Source organism: Pseudoalteromonas sp. S16_S37, assembly GCF_014694405.1.
Classification (GTDB): domain Bacteria; phylum Pseudomonadota; class Gammaproteobacteria; order Enterobacterales; family Alteromonadaceae; genus Pseudoalteromonas.
The window spans coordinates 39,719-57,828 of record NZ_JAAUWV010000006.1; the positions used below are offsets into that span (position 1 = coordinate 39,719).

Annotated in this window: 14 protein-coding genes; 12 read left to right on the forward strand and 2 right to left on the reverse strand. The window is 41.9% G+C overall.

Annotated elements, in window-relative coordinates:
• The first annotated feature begins 13 nt into the window (after nucleotides 1–13).
• The 4 genes from HC733_RS04915 (at nucleotide 14) to HC733_RS04930 (ending at nucleotide 4,453) form a co-directional block, all read left to right on the forward strand.
• Nucleotides 14–1,030 carry a LacI family DNA-binding transcriptional regulator gene (locus HC733_RS04915; protein ID WP_190363937.1) on the forward strand — a complete coding sequence of 339 codons (1,017 nt, stop codon included), beginning with the start codon at nucleotides 14–16 and terminating at the stop codon, nucleotides 1,028–1,030.
• 170 nt (nucleotides 1,031–1,200) lie between these two features.
• On the forward strand, nucleotides 1,201–1,440 hold the full coding sequence (locus tag HC733_RS04920) for a YdcH family protein (protein WP_190363938.1): 240 nt from the start codon (nucleotides 1,201–1,203) through the stop codon (nucleotides 1,438–1,440).
• Between the two features lie 280 nt (nucleotides 1,441–1,720).
• Nucleotides 1,721–2,725 (forward strand): serine hydrolase domain-containing protein, encoded by a 1,005-nt coding sequence (locus HC733_RS04925; RefSeq protein WP_190363939.1) that lies wholly within the window; start codon nucleotides 1,721–1,723, stop codon nucleotides 2,723–2,725.
• 120 nt (nucleotides 2,726–2,845) lie between these two features.
• The gene (locus tag HC733_RS04930; RefSeq protein ID WP_190363940.1) at nucleotides 2,846–4,453 is read left to right on the forward strand and encodes an EAL domain-containing protein; all 1,608 of its coding nucleotides are present in this window, start codon (nucleotides 2,846–2,848) and stop codon (nucleotides 4,451–4,453) included.
• 79 nt (nucleotides 4,454–4,532) lie between these two features.
• Here HC733_RS04930 and HC733_RS04935 read toward each other — a convergent pair whose 3' ends face one another.
• A complete protein-coding gene (locus HC733_RS04935) occupies nucleotides 4,533–5,504 on the reverse strand; it encodes a LysR family transcriptional regulator (protein ID WP_190363941.1) in 972 nt (323 codons plus the stop codon).
• A 123-nt stretch (nucleotides 5,505–5,627) separates the two neighbouring features.
• On the opposite strand from HC733_RS04935, the gene HC733_RS04940 reads away from it, so the two are divergent.
• The 4 genes from HC733_RS04940 to HC733_RS04955 all read left to right on the forward strand — a co-directional run bounded on the left by HC733_RS04940 (nucleotide 5,628) and on the right by HC733_RS04955 (nucleotide 12,171).
• The gene (locus HC733_RS04940) at nucleotides 5,628–6,815 is read left to right on the forward strand and encodes an efflux RND transporter periplasmic adaptor subunit (protein WP_190363942.1); all 1,188 of its coding nucleotides are present in this window, start codon (nucleotides 5,628–5,630) and stop codon (nucleotides 6,813–6,815) included.
• Nucleotides 6,816–6,818: 3 nt separating this feature from the next.
• Entirely contained in the window at nucleotides 6,819–9,983 is a 3,165-nt protein-coding gene (locus HC733_RS04945) for an efflux RND transporter permease subunit (protein WP_190363943.1), read from the forward strand.
• Between the two features lie 291 nt (nucleotides 9,984–10,274).
• Nucleotides 10,275–11,279 carry a zinc-binding dehydrogenase gene (locus HC733_RS23510; RefSeq protein WP_190363944.1) on the forward strand — a complete coding sequence of 335 codons (1,005 nt, stop codon included), beginning with the start codon at nucleotides 10,275–10,277 and terminating at the stop codon, nucleotides 11,277–11,279.
• A gap of 307 nt (nucleotides 11,280–11,586) precedes the next feature.
• Nucleotides 11,587–12,171 carry an MlaC/ttg2D family ABC transporter substrate-binding protein gene (locus HC733_RS04955; RefSeq protein ID WP_190363945.1) on the forward strand — a complete coding sequence of 195 codons (585 nt, stop codon included), beginning with the start codon at nucleotides 11,587–11,589 and terminating at the stop codon, nucleotides 12,169–12,171.
• A 60-nt stretch (nucleotides 12,172–12,231) separates the two neighbouring features.
• On the opposite strand, the gene HC733_RS04960 is transcribed toward HC733_RS04955, so the two are convergent.
• On the reverse strand, nucleotides 12,232–13,032 hold the full coding sequence (locus HC733_RS04960; protein WP_190363946.1) for a DUF2989 domain-containing protein: 801 nt from the start codon (nucleotides 13,030–13,032) through the stop codon (nucleotides 12,232–12,234).
• Nucleotides 13,033–13,176: 144 nt separating this feature from the next.
• Here HC733_RS04960 and HC733_RS04965 point away from each other — a divergent pair, with 144 nt between their 5' ends.
• The 4 genes from HC733_RS04965 to HC733_RS04980 all read left to right on the forward strand — a co-directional run bounded on the left by HC733_RS04965 (nucleotide 13,177) and on the right by HC733_RS04980 (nucleotide 18,110).
• Nucleotides 13,177–14,622, forward strand: a complete 1,446-nt coding sequence (locus HC733_RS04965; RefSeq protein WP_190363947.1) for a glyceraldehyde-3-phosphate dehydrogenase — start codon at nucleotides 13,177–13,179, stop codon at nucleotides 14,620–14,622.
• 159 nt (nucleotides 14,623–14,781) lie between these two features.
• Nucleotides 14,782–15,909, forward strand: coding sequence for a M14 family metallopeptidase (locus tag HC733_RS04970; protein ID WP_190363948.1), 1,128 nt, complete (start codon nucleotides 14,782–14,784; stop codon nucleotides 15,907–15,909).
• A 66-nt stretch (nucleotides 15,910–15,975) separates the two neighbouring features.
• The gene (locus HC733_RS04975) at nucleotides 15,976–17,706 is read left to right on the forward strand and encodes an amino acid carrier protein (RefSeq protein ID WP_190363949.1); all 1,731 of its coding nucleotides are present in this window, start codon (nucleotides 15,976–15,978) and stop codon (nucleotides 17,704–17,706) included.
• Nucleotides 17,707–17,783: 77 nt separating this feature from the next.
• A complete protein-coding gene (locus tag HC733_RS04980) occupies nucleotides 17,784–18,110 on the forward strand; it encodes a hypothetical protein (protein ID WP_190363950.1) in 327 nt (108 codons plus the stop codon).

Consider the following 18,110-nt stretch of genomic DNA (forward strand, 5'->3'; position numbering starts at 1 on the left):
TTGGAATAATTGCATGAAAAAAGTAACCATTAATAGTGTTGCAACCTACGCTGGGGTCTCTAAAAAAACCGTATCTCGCGTACTCAACAACGAGCCAAATGTGAGTCCTGCGACACGCGAGAAAGTATTAAAAGTATTCAAAGAGCTGGATTATACGCCCAACCCAATCGCGCGCGGTTTAGCCAGAAATAGAAGCTTTATTATTGGTTGCTTATACGATAACCCCAGTAAAAGCTATATCACTCGTGTTCAAAGTGGTGCACTAGAAGCATGTCATAAGCATAACTATAATTTACTGATCCATCCGTGTGAGCTTCGAGGCGATGCGTTAATAGAAAATATTGAGCACTTGCTGACAACTTCACGCTTAGATGGCATGGTACTTACCCCCCCGTTTTCAGACTCAGAAGAACTGATCGCCTTTTTAAAGAAAAAGAACATACACTTTGCCCGTGTTGCCTCTGCGATTGACGATGCAGAGTCAATCTCGGTGCGCAGTAATGACGAGCAAGGCGCGTATGAGATCACTGAGCATCTGATTAACTTGGGCCACACCAGTATCGCATTCATCAAAGGTCACCCTGATCACAGTGCAACCGAACAACGTTTTAACGGTTACCAAAGAGCGTTGCGTGAGCACAACATCGCTTTTAATCCGCAGCTTGTTGCCGAAGGTAACTTTAGTTATCACTCAGGCGCCGATAGCGCAAAAGCGATTTTAGATTTAAACCCAAGACCAAGTGCCGTGTTTGCATCAAACGATTACATGGCCGCGGCGGTGCTCAAGTTGGCTACGCAAAGGCAGTTAAAAGTGCCTGAAGATATCTCGATTGCAGGATTTGATAACGCGCCAATCGCTCGTCATATCTGGCCAGGATTAACAACCATAGCACAGCCTGTGGAAGAGATGACTCGCCAAGCCGTAGAGCAGTTAATCTTGCAGATAAGTGACGAGCAAACACCTGTTTATCAAGCAACTTTGGAAGCTAAACTGATCACACGAGAGTCGACCGCTAAACCACGTTGTTAAAAGTCCAATTTCAATTTTTATACTTGCCCAAAAGTCTCACTCCTAGTGGGGCTTTTTTTATGTGCTTTAGGCCGTGCTATTGTGCTAGATCAAGATTTGAAAGGCAGATGAAGCGTACTGTAACTACATCGGAAGTAAATTTGTAGACAACCAACAACAGGAATAACACCATGACGATTGAACGCCATAGCCTTGCCAAAGAACTACCTGAATTTAAAGACAAGATCCATGAGTTAAAAATGAAGGACCGTCATTTCGCACGATTGTTTGACGATTATCATAATTTAGATCATGAAGTAATTCGCATTGAGGAAGGGGTAGAAAATACTTCAGACGAGTATTTGGATTCGTTAAAAAAACAGCGCCTACATTTAAAAGATCAGCTCTATGCCATTTTAAAATGTGCATAGAATTTTGATAAAACCGTTATTTTCTAATTCCTCTGTGCTCTCGTAGTTGTCTTTTTTCAAGGTAAATATGAGAGTACCTTCTGAATCTTCTTTGACCTCCATGCATATAACACGTCTGATTCAAACCTTTAACCTAGCTAATCAAAACATCCTTATTGTTCGAATTTTTGACTTGGCATAGTGTCGTTACCGCTTTGCAAAAGTCTTTGCTTGTATCAAAATAGGTAAGGAGTTGAATCTTTGTACACTTAATCAGCAAACTTTAGGAATAGTGCGAGCCATGAAACATCTTGTTGAACAAAAAGTTGCAGCATTTATAAGTAAAACTCAGCGACCGCAAATAAATGTGGCTGTTTGGCGAGATGGGGAGTTGTACCAGTCCTCCTTTGGTTGTGCAAAGCGGGAAGATGTAGACGTATTTGAAATTGGCTCTATTGGTAAAACGTTTACCGCAACGTTATTAGCAATACTGATCGACAAAGGGGTTGTTGCTATTGAGGATAAAATCGGTAGATACTATCCTAAACTGTCAGTATTAAAAGACGTCACTTTTAAACAACTCGTAACACACTCTTCGGGTTTACCGGCAAACCCGATAAAAACTATCTGTTTTTCTCGCTCATCACTTATATCTAATTTGCTGAAGTTTAGAAAAGAAGATATTACTGATTATCTAAACGACATTAAGGCGCCCTTAAAACCAGGTAAGTTTTGCTACTCTAACCTAGGCATGGCACTGTTGGGCAATACCTTGGCTGAGTGTCTACAGATGAGCTACGAAAGTGCAGTTCAATCATATTTACTTGCGCCTCTGGGTATGACACAGACCCATGTTAACGAGACACACTATGAGCCTGAACGCGTTGCACTTGGACACAGTGCTAGCGGTAAAGTTGTTCCTCATTTTAAGTGGCAAGGAATGGAACCCGCGGGCGTGTGGCGTTCAACCACTAGCGATATGATGCAATTCTTAAAAGCGCACCTTGGCTGCTCTGGTGAACAATGGCAAGCATTATTAAAAACAACAACGTGCCCGGTATTTAATACCTCTGAGCTTAGTCATATGGGGTTTGCTTGGGTTTTAGAGCAGCGAGATGGCTTAGGTAATATTGCATGGCATAATGGCGGGACTTTTGGCCAGCACTCTGTTGTGATGCTTTGCAAAGAGCAAAATATGGGGATTGTTATCCTCAGCAATAAATCCCCGCGCTTTTGGCATGGCTTTTTTTCTTCTTACAGTCTTGAGTATCTCGCAGCGAGTATCTTGAAGTCACTCGCTAAATAGTGCCAGTAAGCACATATAAAGAATAGTGCGCCGTTAAAGGGGGCGCATTTTTTGGTAATACATTCGTTTATAGGATTTTCCACTATACTTCTACCATTATATTGTTCTGGGTGAAGCCATGTGGGTTCGTTAGCATTTGTTCTCGTTTTTAGTGGTATTGTTGGGCTGTGTTTAGCACTTTTCTCAGCTTATGAGACTTGTAAAATATCTCCACATGTTGGCTGGCGTGTATTATTTGGCTTAGTTATTTTCTTCGTTTTAGGATATGGAGCGTTTGCCGCCTATTTGTTTGAACAACAACAGGCAGATTTATTAAACATAGGCTTAGCGAGCATTTTATTCTTTGGGTCTATATTTGTTTTATTGGTGAATTACCTTGCTAAACAAAGTTTGCAGTCACTCGCAAAGCTGGTTGAATATGAGCGCTTTCACGCGCAAACTGACTTCCTTACCAAACTCAATAACCGAGAGCATTGTATTAACAGCATCGACGCAAAAATCGCGCTGCAACAGCCATTCTCTGTTATGTTAATCGATCTAAATAACTTCAAACAAATCAATGACTCGGTAGGGCATTTATTTGGTGATAAAGTGCTTATTGCACTATCAGAGCGGTTGTTGAGTTCATTGTTAAGTGGCAGCACGTTGTTTCGTATTGGCGGGGATGAGTTTGTATTGGTTATTGACAGTGCAATCGAAACCCAAATATATGAGCAAAATAATGCGCTGCTAAAGGCACTCGACCAGCCGCTGCAAGTAGAAGGGGTTGCGGTTGATGTTCAATATAGTGCTGGTGCAAGTATCTATAGTCCGCAAAAGCTCAGTGATAGTGTTGAGTTACTAAAAGCCGCGGATATTGCCATGTATAAGGCAAAAAATTCAAAGCAGTCGTTAGTTATATTTGATGATTCGTTACATCTAGAAAATGAACAAGACTTTCATATATCGGTAGGTTTAAAAGAAGCATTTATACAACAAACGCTAAAAGTGTATTACCAACCCATAATCAGGGCAAAAACGGGTGCTGTACATGGTGTTGAGGCACTTTGTCGTTGGCCACAATCAAACGGTAATATGATGTTGCCAGAGCGCTTTGTGAATGTGGCAGAAAGCAGCAACTTAATCAGGCAGCTCAGCTTATTCGTTATAAAGCAGGTGTTTGCAGATCTTCCTAAACTGTTAAAGTGTGATAGTAACTTGATTGTACACATCAACTTATCTAGCCATGATGTGTTAAACAAGGAGCTAGTTAGCTTACTTGCCAGCTTACTTAACGATACTAATGTAGATGCTAAGCATGTGATGTTTGAGTTAACAGAAACTATGATGATCAGTGATTTACAACATGCTCAAGCGTTAATAGAAGTCCTCATTGACATGGGTTTTGCTGTCAGCATTGATGATTTTGGTAGTGGTTTCTCATCTTTCAAAGTTTTGAAGGATTTGCCGGTTTCACAAATCAAAGTTGAACCTTCGTTTATCGAGTCTTGTTTAAAAGATGAAAAAGCGCAGATTATTGTTGAAACGACAGTTTTTATGGCGCAGCGTTTACAATGCGCGATTACTGCAGTCGGCGTGAATGATGATCGTGTGGCGCAATTTCTATGTGACTTAAAATGCGATTATCTTCAAGGCTTTAACATCAGTGAGGCCTTACCTTTAGACGACTGTATCAAGTGGATACAGTCCAATGGATTGGTGAAAAAGGCGTTGAGAAAATATGAGTAGCTATCTATTTGATAATGTATGCTGCATTGATAAACAACTGCTATAAACAAAAAGTATCGTTATATCGAGATAGATTTTACTAAAATAGAGGTGCCTTAATCGTTGGTTTGAAGCCATAAAGAGTATCAAAATTCGGAATATTCTTTTCCCAAATAGGTGTATCCTTACCTATATGTTCTCTCATCGCATCAAAAAATAAGCGGGTTCTTACTGGTAAATCTCGGTGCGGGTACACGGCATAAAGTGCCGAATAATCTGTAAGCTTCACATCAGTAAGTAATGGGGTTAGTTGGCCATTAATCACTTCCTGATCAACCAAAAACGCAGGTACAGTGCAAAATGCGGTGTCTGAGAGCACTTTCATCATTAGTAACTCGCCATCGTTGCTTCGGAATACACTTTTTATCGCGACTTCTTGCGGTTCGTTGTGCTCATCTAGATAGTTGATCCCTGTAAAGCGAAGCCCTTCGCTAGCATATGATGCAGCAGGTAACGAACTCAAGTCAGCCATTGACTTTGGCACCCCAAAGGTTGTTAAAAACTGTGATGTTGCTAATATGACCAGCCTATTTCGAGCAATCTTTCGTGCTATAAGGGATGAATCTTTGGGCTCGCCAACACGAAAAGCTAAATCGTAGCCCTCACCAACGATATCAACTAATCTATCTTCTAGGCGTAACTCAATCTCCACTTGTGGAAAGCGCTTTTGAAATTCATTTACAACGGGTTGGACATAGCGCCTGCCAATAATGGTTGAGCTGGTAATTCTCAGCAGTCCTTTTGGTTCGGTATGGTAATTCTCTGCTAAAAGTTGCGTTTCACTGAGCAGCTTGCGAAGTTGTTGTGCCTTTTTTACCATTTCGGCACCTGCAGCCGTCAATGAAAAGGAGCGGGTGGTGCGATTGAGTAATCTAACACTAAGCTCTTCCTCTAGCTTACTGATTTGTTTAGAAATAACGGATCTATCTATGTTCCGGTGTTGAGCCGCTTTTGCGAAAGAACCACGTTCAACAACATCCAAAAACATCAATAATCGTGTACTCGTATCCATAACCATCACTCAATCATTTTTATTGATGCTATTTTGGCACTAAATAATTTAAAAATCGATGCTTATTTAGCTTCTTTTGATTCTGTAGACTATCTGCTATTCGAGGAAGAGGAGATAAAGTCAATGAAGAAGTCACTAGTGACAATCGCAATATTAGGTTGCCTTGCGTATTTAACAGGATGTAGCGAATCTCATGCTGAAGCGCCCCAGGCTCAGCAAGCACAAGTTTTTAAACAACCCATAGATGTGGCGTCGGTAAAAGCCTATCCAGTGCAGGCATGGTTTACCTATACCAGTCGTTTAGAGGCCGTAGAGTTTGTACAACTTAGGCCCCGTGTTTCTGGCAATATTGCCGAAGTTAATTTTGAAGAAGGACAGCAAGTTCATCAAGGAGATGTGCTTTTTACATTGGATCAACGCCCATTTATGGTGCGCGTGGCAGAGTTAGAAGCGCTTTTAGCCAATTCACAAGCACAACTGCTACAAGCAAAGAACGATGTGAAAAGGGCGAGTCGCTTACTTGCCAGTAAGTCAATTTCTCAAGAAGAGGTTGAACACCGCCAATCACTTCTTGCTCAGCAAGAAGCGAATGTGCAGGCCACAAAAGCAAAATTAGACGCGGCAAAGCTCGATTTGGCTTATAGCGAAGTTAAGGCGCCAATTAGTGGCATTGTATCGCGTGCGGAGCTTACAAAAGGTAACACAGTTCAAGCAGGCGTAAGTTTGCTCACACACCTTGTGTCAGATGATTATGTGTACGCCTACTTTGATATTAATGAGCGTACTTGGCATCAACAATTTAGCCAGTTAAAAGGTGATAAACAAACCAACGTCGTTATGCAGATGTTAGGTGAGCAAGGTTTTAATCATGCTGGTGTTGTGGACTTTGTCGATAACCATATTGACACAGACACCGGAACTTTGCGGGTAAGAGCATTATTTAAAGCCGATGATCAGCTTAAACCTGGCGCTTTTGCGCGAATTCGTGTTGCCGCCAATGAAATTCAAAAACAAGTGCTGGTTCCTGAAAAAGCAATTGGTACAGATTTAAAAAATCGCTTTGTGTTAGTGACAGACGAGCATGATGTTTTGCAATACAGACTAGTAAAACTGGGTGAGCGCTACGGTAAAATGCGCGCTATCACACAGGGACTAGAGCCTGGCGATAAGATTGCGGTTAATGGTCCTGCGAGAGTAGGACCGGGTATGCCGGTGGCTCCTCAACTGGTTGAAATTGAACCCGATCATGCTGCATTAGTGATGTCTGAGCAAGCTGCCAAGGCGTTGCTGCTTGCTGAACGTGGAGAATAATTAATGTCGTTTTCTCACTTTTTTATTCATAGACCAATCTTTGCGGCCATGTTGTCGTTGGTCATATTTATTGCAGGCGCGTTGAGCTTATTTCAACTGCCTGTGAGTGAATATCCAGAGGTAGTGCCACCAACCGTGGTGGTTTCGGCCAGTTACCCCGGTGCAAACCCAAAAGTCATAGCGCAAACTGTCGCAACTCCTTTAGAGCAAGAAATCAATGGTACTGAAAACATGCTTTATATGTTTTCTCAGGCAACCAGCGATGGCCGTATGACATTAACGGTAACGTTTGCTTTGGGCACTGATCTCGATCGTGCTCAAGTACAAGTTCAAAATAGGGTAAATAGTGCGCTGCCTCGGTTACCTCAAGAGGTGCAACGGCTCGGTGTGGTTGCTGAAAAAGCGTCTCCCGATTTAACCATGGTGGTGCATTTATATTCGCCACAAAACACCCATGATACGGCCTATCTGTCAAACTATGCTGACTTATATGTGAAAGACGAAATTGCCCGTTTAGGTGGGGTAGGTGATGTGCAACTCTTTGGTGGCGGCAAATACGCAATGCGTGTATGGCTTGACCCAGACGCACTTGCTTCTAACCAACTTACGGCTATGGATGTGGTCAGTGCACTGCGTGAACAAAATCAGCAGGTTGCAGCGGGAAGTCTCGGTGCGCAACCCGCAGCTGATGAGTCACAGTTCCAAGTATTACTTAATGTGAGAGGGCGTTTAAGTAGTATTGAAGAGTTTGAACAAGTCGTTATTAAGGTGGGTGATCAAGGTGCTATCACGCGTCTTAAAGATGTTGCTCGCGTTGAGCTGGGACAAAATCAATATGCCCTAAGAGCGCTACTTAATGGTCAACCCGCTTTGGCGATGCCGATATTTCAGCGCCCAGGTTCAAATGCGATTGAACTTTCGGACCAAGTACGAGCAACAATGGCGCGTTTAAGTGAATCGTTCCCACAAGGTGTTGAGTACGATATCGTGTACGACCCCACAGTTTTTGTTAGAGGCTCTATAGATGCGGTTATAAAAACCCTGTTAGAGGCCATTGTACTTGTTGTGCTGGTTGTGATTTTGTTTTTGCAAACTTGGCGCGCATCGATTATTCCCTTAATCGCTGTGCCAGTCTCTTTGGTCGGGACGTTTGCAGTAATGCAGTGGTTAGGTGTTTCTATTAATACGTTATCCTTGTTTGGATTGGTATTGGCTATCGGTATCGTGGTTGATGATGCGATTGTTGTGGTCGAGAATGTTGAACGTAACATTGCAAATGGCCTGTCACCAGTTGAAGCAACTAAGCTTGCAATGAGCGAAGTAACTGGGCCTATCATTGCCATTGCACTAGTATTATGTGCCGTGTTTATTCCAACGGCATTTATTACCGGTTTGTCGGGTCAATTTTATAAACAGTTTGCATTAACCATTACGATTTCTACGATTATTTCAGCGATTAATTCACTAACCTTATCTCCTGCGTTATCGGCTTTGTTACTCAAACCTCACAACAGCACACCAGATAAGTTTAGTGTTATTTTGGATAAGTTATTTGGCCGCTGGCTGTTCGCCCCATTTAATCGTTTCTTTGAAAAAAGTGGTCAAGGGTATGAAAAGCTAGTTAAAAAATTGATTAGGCTATCAGCTGTTGTGGCTGTTCTATATTTGGCACTGGTGGGGTCAACCGTTAAATTATTTGATGCGGTGCCAGGTGGGTTTATTCCAGCGCAAGATAAACAATATTTGGTTGCGATTGCACAGCTTCCAGATGCAGCAAGCCTAGACAGAACTGAAGCAGTTACCCGAGAGATGGAAAAAATAGCGCTGCAGGTACCTGGTGTTGCAAATACCGTATCTTTTCCAGGCTTGTCAGTAAATGGTTTTACTAATAGCCCTAATTCAGCCATTGTTTTTACACCACTGGAAGACTTTGCGAACCGTGATGACCCAAGTTTATCGGCGATGGCGATTGCGGGTGAGCTGAATAAGCGTTTTACAGCCATTGATGAAGCATTTGTTGCAGTCTTTCCGCCACCGCCAATCCAAGGACTTGGCACCACGGGTGGGTTTAAACTACAGATTGAAGACAGAGGTAATAAAGGATTTGAAGCATTATTTGCTGCTTTGCAAACAGTCACGAATGAAGCGCGTAAAGATCCCGCTTTAACAGGCCTTTTTTCGAGTTTTAGAATTCAAGTGCCGCAAATGGATATTGATATTGATAGGGAACAAGCGCTACTGCAGGGTATTGCGTTGTCAGAAGTGTTCAACGCATTACAAGTTTATATGGGCTCTTTGTATGTTAACGACTTTAATTTATTTGGCCGCACCTATCAGGTGACTGCTCAGGCTCAGGCGCAAAGCCGCTTAGATCCACAGCAAATATTAGCCTTAAAAGTACGTAATGTGCGTGGTGATATGGTTCCTTTAGGATCAGTGTTAACCGCAACGCCCACGACAGGGCCAGATAGAGTAATGCATTATAATGGCTATCCAAGTGCAGAGCTTAATGGTAGTCCAGCACCTGGATATAGCTCAGACCAAGCTCAACAAGCGATGGAAGCGATTTTAGCTGAACATCTACCTAATGGCATGGCATATGAGTGGACCGATGTGACTTATCAACAAATTTTAGCGGGTAACACCATGGTGTACATTTTCCCTCTAGTTGTGTTGTTGGTGTTTATGGTGCTAGCGGCGCAATATGAAAGCTTGCGTTTACCGTTAGCGATTATTTTGATTGTACCTATGACTATATTCTCGGCATTGCTAGGGGTGTGGTGGATAGGCGGCGACAATAATATCTTTACCCAGATAGCACTGATAGTTTTAGTGGCTTTGGCCTGTAAAAATGCCATCCTTATGGTGGAATTTGCTAAAGAGCAAACTGACTCTGGGCAAACGCCTTTTGAAGCAATCATTAGAGCTTGTAGGTTGCGTTTGCGTCCAATCTTAATGACGTCGATTGCTTTTACAGCAGGTGTTGTACCATTAGTGCTTGCTACTGGCGCGGGAGCTGAAATGCGCCATGCAATGGGGGTGGCAGTCTTTTTTGGTATGCTAGGTGTGACATTGTTTGGCTTATTGTTTACGCCCGTATTTTATATGCTGGTTAATGGTAAGCGTGACAAAGTCACAACTGAGGCACCAAAAGTATCTGAAGTATAACTGTGCAGAGATGTGCTATAGGGTGAATATCACTTAAGATATCACCCTAGATTTTAGCTCTACCGTGAGTCAGACTTGTTGCTCAAAACTATGAGAGTAATTTGTTCTTCTTTGTAAATAAGTGGATTTTTAGAGCAAAGACTTGGTGTTGTAACTTTTGACCTAAAAAACTTTGCAACTTTTTAACTTATAGTTGAGCTGCTTGGTAATGGATGTTCTAATAATTAAATAAATTACAATAACCTTTAAAACAGCGACGGCGCATAAACCTAATTTAGCAAAGAGAATAGCGTGAATACTAAGATACCTAACACGATGCAAGCGATACAGTTAAGCAAAATAGGGCATGACTTTTGTCTAGAACAAGCCGAGCTTGCCGTGCCTAAAATTACTGAGCAACAAGTGCTTGTAAAAATAGAGTATGTTGGCTTAGGTGCTTTAGATGAGAAATTTGCTCAAATAGGCACACCATGTTGGCAGTATCCACGAGTTTTTGGCTTTGATGCTGTGGGCACTGTTGTTGATGCCCCCATAGGTGTTCATCCTAAGGTAGGTACCAAAGTTATGTGGCATAACGACATTAGTACACCAGGCGTAATGAGTGAATATGCAAGTGTTGCTAATTATGCGCTGACGGTGTTACCTGAAGGTATTGACCCCGCCAAGGCAGCGTGTCTGCCTACCCCTGGGATGACGGCACTCATTGCGCTATTTAAGCTGCAACTTAACGAGGGAGATAGTGTATTTATTGAGTCTGGGCACTCATGTACGGGGCAACTTGCGATTCAGTTTGCCAAGCAGCAGGGCTTGGTTGTGTTTACAAATTGCGTCGCCGGACAACAAGACTTACTAAAATCCCTTGGTGCAGATGCTGTATTTGAACAAGGTGAGCATGATTTGGCAGAGCAAATTCAGCGTAAGTATGGCTATGATGGTGTTCAAGGGGTTATAGACTGCACTGGTGAGCGCACAAATGAACTGATTTCACTGTTACAGTTTTGCGGCAGAGTAAGCTGTATTGCGGGGTTATCTCAATTGGACGATGCATTGTTATTTAAAAAGGCACCGAACATTGGCATTGTTTCTTTACCTGGCGCATGGTTGGCAAAAAGTATTTGTGCTCAGCAAAGAATGTCTTTTTTAGGCAATATGCTCGCAGAGAGCTTAGTGAATGATTCACTAAGTATCCATAGCCATGAATTAATTGGCTTTGATGCTGATTCAATCACATCGGCATTGAAGGAAAGAATTCATTCTCGTCATGGCACTTTTCAAAGCATAAAGCTAGCGCATTGATTTACCTACCCTTTTAATGGCTATGGATGGCGCCTCAAGATCATCCAAAGCCTCATCTAAATTTACACACATTTTCTTTATATTCCTTACAAATGCTAACACTTCTGGGAAGTAGTTATGGATATACTTACGCTCAGGAATACAGCCCCTTTAAGGTCATACAATGAGCTTTATTGTAGGGAGGTAGCACACATAAGATGAAATCACGTTGGTGCTGAATCACCATCAAACATGTGCTCTTTTGCATCTTTTTGTGCATTAAAAGTTTGCGTATCATACGCTCATATAAACACTTAGGACGTTTCTTATGAACAAGCTACTCATCGTATTTGCACTGTTTTTTTCGGCTTTTAGCTTTGCTGCTGATACGCCGTATCAACTAATAAACAAAGTTGGTAATGATTTATTTTCAGATATAAAAGCTGTAAATAAAGATGGCAAGGCAGACTCAACGCTAATGAAGAATATCGTTCGTAGTCGTCTTATGCCTCATATAGACGTGAAATTTGTGTCTTTTAAACTACTAGGAAAGCATATCAAGGGGCTTCAGCGTACAGATGCGATAGAGTTTATTGATGCCGTAGATAGCTATTTAGTGACTACATACGCCAACGCGTTGTTGCAGTACAAAGGCCAAGATGTGCTATTTGAGGAGTTACCTGTAAGTGGCGATAGTAACTTTGCAACCGTAAAAGTAGTGATAAAAGAAAACTCAGGTCCTGATATCGATATGCACTTCAAGTTTAGACAAAACAATGACGGCAGCTGGAAAGTGTATGACATGGTTGCTGAAGGTATTTCATTACTCAGTGCCAAGCAAAAAGAAATTACCACACGTATTTCAGAAGTTGGCCTTGCACAAGTAACCAGCGAATTGAAAAGTAAGGTTTAGCAGTTTTAACTTTCCGACTTTTAAAGTTAAAAGTTTAGGAGCAGCTAGCGCTGCTCTTTTTTAAAATTCTCTCGGTGAGACAAACTTACCTTCTTGAATTTGTGTATACGTTTGCAATGCTAATTCATCGTAAGAATCTAGTGATTTTCCAAGGCTAGTCAGATGATGCTCGATTGGAAGAATATCGACATTTTTATAGCCAGATAACTTAGCGATTTTTGCAAAGGTATAAGCATGCTTATACTTCTCTTGCTTATAAAAAATACTTGTCAACGTTTCGTATACTTCAGGAGCCGGTTGTTGCCCAGCTTTGTTCAGCTCAAGTACTCGATATAGCAAATCTACCGTTTTATTATCATCGATTTTTGCATAAAAGGTCGCTAAAAATAGCTGGATCTCAGGGTCATCACGCACGCCTTCTTGCTCTTGCATGTTTAGCAACTTATTCATTGCTAACTTGTTGTTGTTTCTTGACCAATGGTAATAGAGCAGACCTGGGTGAGAGGTACTGAGTGTTTCATTAAAAATACGGTTTATTTCTTTGAGGCTGGTTAAATGGCCTTCAACACGAGAGGTGGTTTTTTCTTTTAGTTTTATATGCTCAATTTTGGCGGCGCGTGCAACGCACTTGTCGTAGCTTTCAAACAATTTAAGCAGCTGGTATTTGTTTTCGTCAGTCGGTTGTTTGTATTCGACATAGCGAGCAATGATTAAATCGGCACGCTCTTCTCTACAGTGGCTGTCGGTATTTAAATCGTTACAAAACCCCGGCGTTTCGTCGCAGACTTGCTTTAATGTTAAAGGATTGTCGCACCCAGCTAATAGCAATACAGATAAGACAAAAGCTTGCCTTAATGCCATAAGATTTCCTCTTGTCTTAGTTGATTCTCATTATTCTAGCTCAATGAATTGATGAGTAACAGTGGAGAATCAAAGCAGTTTAAATTAGAATAGCGATGCCCACAGGGGCTATCCGTTCAAAAAATTGTTTATTAGGCAGAAAAAATGACCTTATCTCACGAGCAAGAATATCAAAACAGCTGGCAAGAGCGCCAAGATTACGCTGAAAACATGCAGCCAATTATTGGCCGTTTATACCGTAACTCAGGAATTGAAATTGCAGTTTATGGTCGTCCATTAGTAAATTCGAGCACAATTGATGTGATCAAAGCGCACAAAACAGTTGCTCGCTTTGAAGAGCGAAAATTACGTTTGCGTGAAAGCTTTCCTTTTTTAGAAGCAATCAGCAAAATGGACTTAGCGCCAGCACGTATTGACCTTGGTAAGCTAGCCTATGGCTATATTTATAAAAACGCGGGCGAAGGTCGTTCTATTGAAGAATACTTAAACGCAGAGTTAAGCGAGCTCCTTAATAAAGGTGGCGAGCAAAAGCCGCGTGATGTTGTACTTTATGGTTTTGGCCGTATCGGTCGTTTATTAGCGCGCCTACTGATTGAACGTGGCGGCTCTCACGCTGATTTACGATTACGTGCCATTGTTGTGCGTGGTGGTCGCGATGGCGACCTAGAAAAACGTGCAAGCTTGCTTCGTCGTGACTCTATTCACGGTCCTTTCAATGGCTCAATCACGGTTGACCATGAAAAGAGCGCTATCAAAGCAAATGGAAACTACATTCAGGTAATTTACTCTAATTCACCTGATGAAGTTGATTACACAAAATACGGTATTGAAGACGCACTGATTGTTGATAACACTGGTATTTGGAAAGACGAAGACGGTTTAGGCCTTCACCTTAAATCAACAGGCGCTGCAAAAGTACTACTAACGGCACCTGCAAAAGGTGATATCAAAAACGTTGTATACGGTGTAAATAACAAAGATATCAAGAGTGAAGACAAAATTGTATCAGCGGCAAGCTGTACAACCAACGCTATCACGCCTGTGCTAAAAGCAATTAACGACAAGTTTGGCATTAAGAATGGTCACGTTGAGACTGTTCACTCTTACACCAATGACCAAAACCTAATTGATAACTACCACAAAGCTGAACGCCGTGGTCGTAGTGCAGCGTTAAACATGGTTATTACCTCAACAGGTGCAGCAAAAGCGGTTGCTAAAGCACTTCCTGAGCTTGCTGGTAAGTTAACAGGTAATGCTATCCGTGTTCCAACACCAAACGTGTCAATGGCAATCATTAACTTGAATTTAGAAACGGCCACTGACCGCGAAGAGCTGAATGAGTTCTTGCGTGATACGTCTCTTTACTCTGATTTACGCGATCAAATCGATTACACAGCGTCAACAGAAATCGTATCAACAGACTTAGTTGGCAGCCGTTACGCGGGTGTTGTTGATTCGCAAGCAACAATTGTAGATGGCGATCGTGTTGTACTGTATGTATGGTACGATAACGAGTTTGGTTACAGCTGCCAAGTTGTACGTGTAATGCGTGATATGGCAGAAGTATCTTTCCCGAGCCTACCTCGTTGATATTGATTTAGTCTAAAAAAGCCAGCATTTGCTGGCTTTTTTAGTTTTTGAACGTTTCAGGCTGTGATACTCTTGACCCTATTACGTTACAGCTAGCTAACAAGATTAACAGCTAAGTACTCCCACGCATTACGCAGGGATGAAATATTAAGGTACATAATGAAGATCTCCAGTAATTTTGACAGTGGCAATATTAAAGTGGTTTCCTTAAGTGAACCTCTTGATATCCAGCTAGAAATTAATAAAGACAATGAATCTGATTTTTTTCAGTGGTTCCACTTTCGCCTCGAAAGTACTCCTTTCTTATCACACAAGTTGCACATTAATGGGTTAGATAAATCTGCATATCCAGAAGGGTGGGATGACTACCATGCGGTTGCCTCATATGACCGTCAAACTTGGTTTCGAGTACCGAGTAGGTTTGAAAATGGCAGTTTAATCATTGATTTTGAACCTGAGTACGCGCATACCTACTTTGCTTACTTTACGCCATACAGCTATGAGCGCCATTTAGATTTACTATATTGGGCACAAAGTCATGATATATGTGAAATTGAAACACTAGGTGAAACGTTAGATGGGCGTGATATAAGTGTTTTAACGATTGGTGAACCAAGCGATGATAAAAAGCATATTTGGATCACCGCGCGTCAGCACCCAGGCGAAACAATGGCTGAATGGTTTGTAGAAGGTCTTTTGCACAAGTTGCTTGATGATGAAGACCCACACGCTGCAGCGCTGTTGTCTAAAGCTATATTCCATATCGTGCCTAATATGAACCCAGATGGTAGTGTTAGGGGACATTTGCGCACGAACGCTGCGGGTGTTAACTTAAACCGCGAATGGCAAACGCCGAGCCTTGAAAAGTCACCTGAGGTTTATCATGCACTGAATAAAATGCGTGAAACAGGCCTTGATATGTACTTAGATATTCATGGTGACGAAGCCCTGCCATACAATTTTGTAGCAGGTTCGGAAGGTATTCCAAGTTATGATGAGCGCCTCAAAGGGTTAGAAGATGACTTTAAGGCCGCATTATTAACGATTACGCCTGAGTTTCAAGATGAGTTTGGTTATGACAAAGATGCGCCGGGAGAAGCTAATCTGACGGTTGCATCAAACGCAGTCGGCGAGGAGTTTAAGGCTTTGGCCTATACCGTAGAAATGCCTTTTAAAGATAATGCGAATTTACCTGATCCATATTATGGTTGGTCAGACAGACGTTCGTACCAATTTGGACAAGACACACTTGCTGCAATTGTGAGTGTGGTTGATAAATTAAGATAATAAACAAAAACAAAAAGCAACCCAGTACTGGGTTGCTTTTTACGTATAACAACAAGAGGATGAGTCGTGGATGCATTCGGACAGTTTCTAGATTTTATAGACAGCATTTTGGGGGGTTCCGCTTGGTTCCCGTATGTACTATTAGGGGTGGGGTTATTTTTCACAATCTACCTTAAGTTCCCTCAAGTCAGATACTTTAAACATGCTTGTAAAGTCGTAAGTGGTAAGTTTGACAAAAAAGGTCATGAAGGAGATACCACTCATTTCCAAGCACTTGCAACTGCGTTATCTGGAACCGTGGGTACAGGTAACATTGGTGGTGTAGCTCTGGCTATTTCCATTGGTGGTCCAGCAGCCTTATTTTGGATGTGGATGACTGCGTTTTTTGGTATGACGACTAAGTTTGTAGAAGTTACTTTATCGCACAAATACCGCGTAAAAACCGATGATGGCACGATGGCAGGTGGACCTATGTACTACATGGATCGCCGCTTAAATATGAAGTGGTTAGCAATTTTGTTTGCTATCGCAACCGTTATTAGTTCTTTTGGTACGGGTAGTTTACCGCAAATAAACAACATAGCTCAGGGTATGGAAGCGACGTTTGGCATTGAGCCTTGGCACACCGGTGGTGTGTTATCCGTGTTGTTGGCATTGGTAATTTTAGGTGGGATCAAACGTATTGCAGCGATTACTTCACGTATCGTGCCTCTTATGGCGGCGGTTTATATTGTCGGTGCGTTGGGTGTTATTTTGTATAACTTCGCAAATATTGGACCGTCTTTTGCTGCTGTATTTACAAACGCGTTTACAGGTTCAGCGGCAGCAGGGGGCTTCCTTGGTGCATCGTTTGCCTATGCATTTAACCGAGGTGTAAACCGTGGTTTATTTTCTAACGAAGCGGGTCAAGGTTCTGCCCCAATTGCTCACGCGTCGGCAAAAGCGGACGAACCCGTGTCGGAAGGTATGGTGTCAATCCTTGAACCGTTTATCGATACTATCATTATTTGTACGTTGACAGGTTTGGTGATTTTATCTTCAGGTGTATGGACTGAAAAGTTTGACACTCAATTCGAGCGTTCGTCCATGACCATCATTCAAGGTCAATACAATGAAGACAACGAACAACAAAGACAAGCTTTGTACCAATACCTTAATGGCGGCAAAGAACATTCAGTTGAATTGTACAACGGCAATATTGAGGTAGAAAAAGGCAAAGCACTCGTTAATGACTTTACGATTATTCATTCTCGCTCAATTGGTGAAGATATTCGTTTTGGTATTACAGAGCGCCACGTTTACACAGGAACCGTTGAAGTTAAAGACGGTAAATTAGTTGACGATAGCATTAGTATTCGTGGTAAATCACTGGTGCATTCAGCAGAGCTAACAACCAAAGCCTTTACACGTGGTTTCTTTGGTGACAATGGTCAGTATATTGTGTCGATTGGTTTGTTAATGTTCGCATTTTCAACCGCGATTGCCTGGTCATACTATGGTGACCGAGCAATGATTTACTTATTGGGCAGTCGCTCGGTAATGCCTTATCGTGTTTTCTATGTTGCAGGTTTCTTTTGGGCGTCATTTGCTGATACCACGTTGGTGTGGAAGCTTGCCGCGGTTGCAATCGTTGTGATGACGCTGCCAAACTTATTCGGTATTTTCTTATTACGTAAAGAAATGAAAGAATCAGTTGATGACTATTGGGAAAAATTTAACCGCGAACACGGTGCGCAATCGCAAAGTGCCAAAAAAGGTGACGATAAAAGCAGCATGCGTGTAAACGAATCGAATTGAACAAAGACATTCGATTAGAAAACAAGTAAAATAGCGCCCACATTGGGCGCTTTTTTGTAGCATTTGGAGAGTTTTTTATGGCAATTGTACAATGTCCCGGTTGTAGCAAATCTATTTCAAACAAAAGTACGGTATGCCCGCATTGCCAACTGCAGTTAAAAGAGATGACGGCAGAGCAAATTGAACGCCTTGCAAATAAACAGCGTATCAGTAAACAGCAAAAGTTTATGAACCACTCATTTTTAGCGTTGATTTTATTTTTAGGTGGTTTTTTGTATATGTATTGGCGTCAACCTGAACCAGATTCTGTACAAATGATGGCGGCTCAAGGCGCTATTGCTGTAGGTTGCGTGTGGTACTTGGTTAACCGTGTAATTTTGATTTACTTGAAAAAGAAAAAGTAG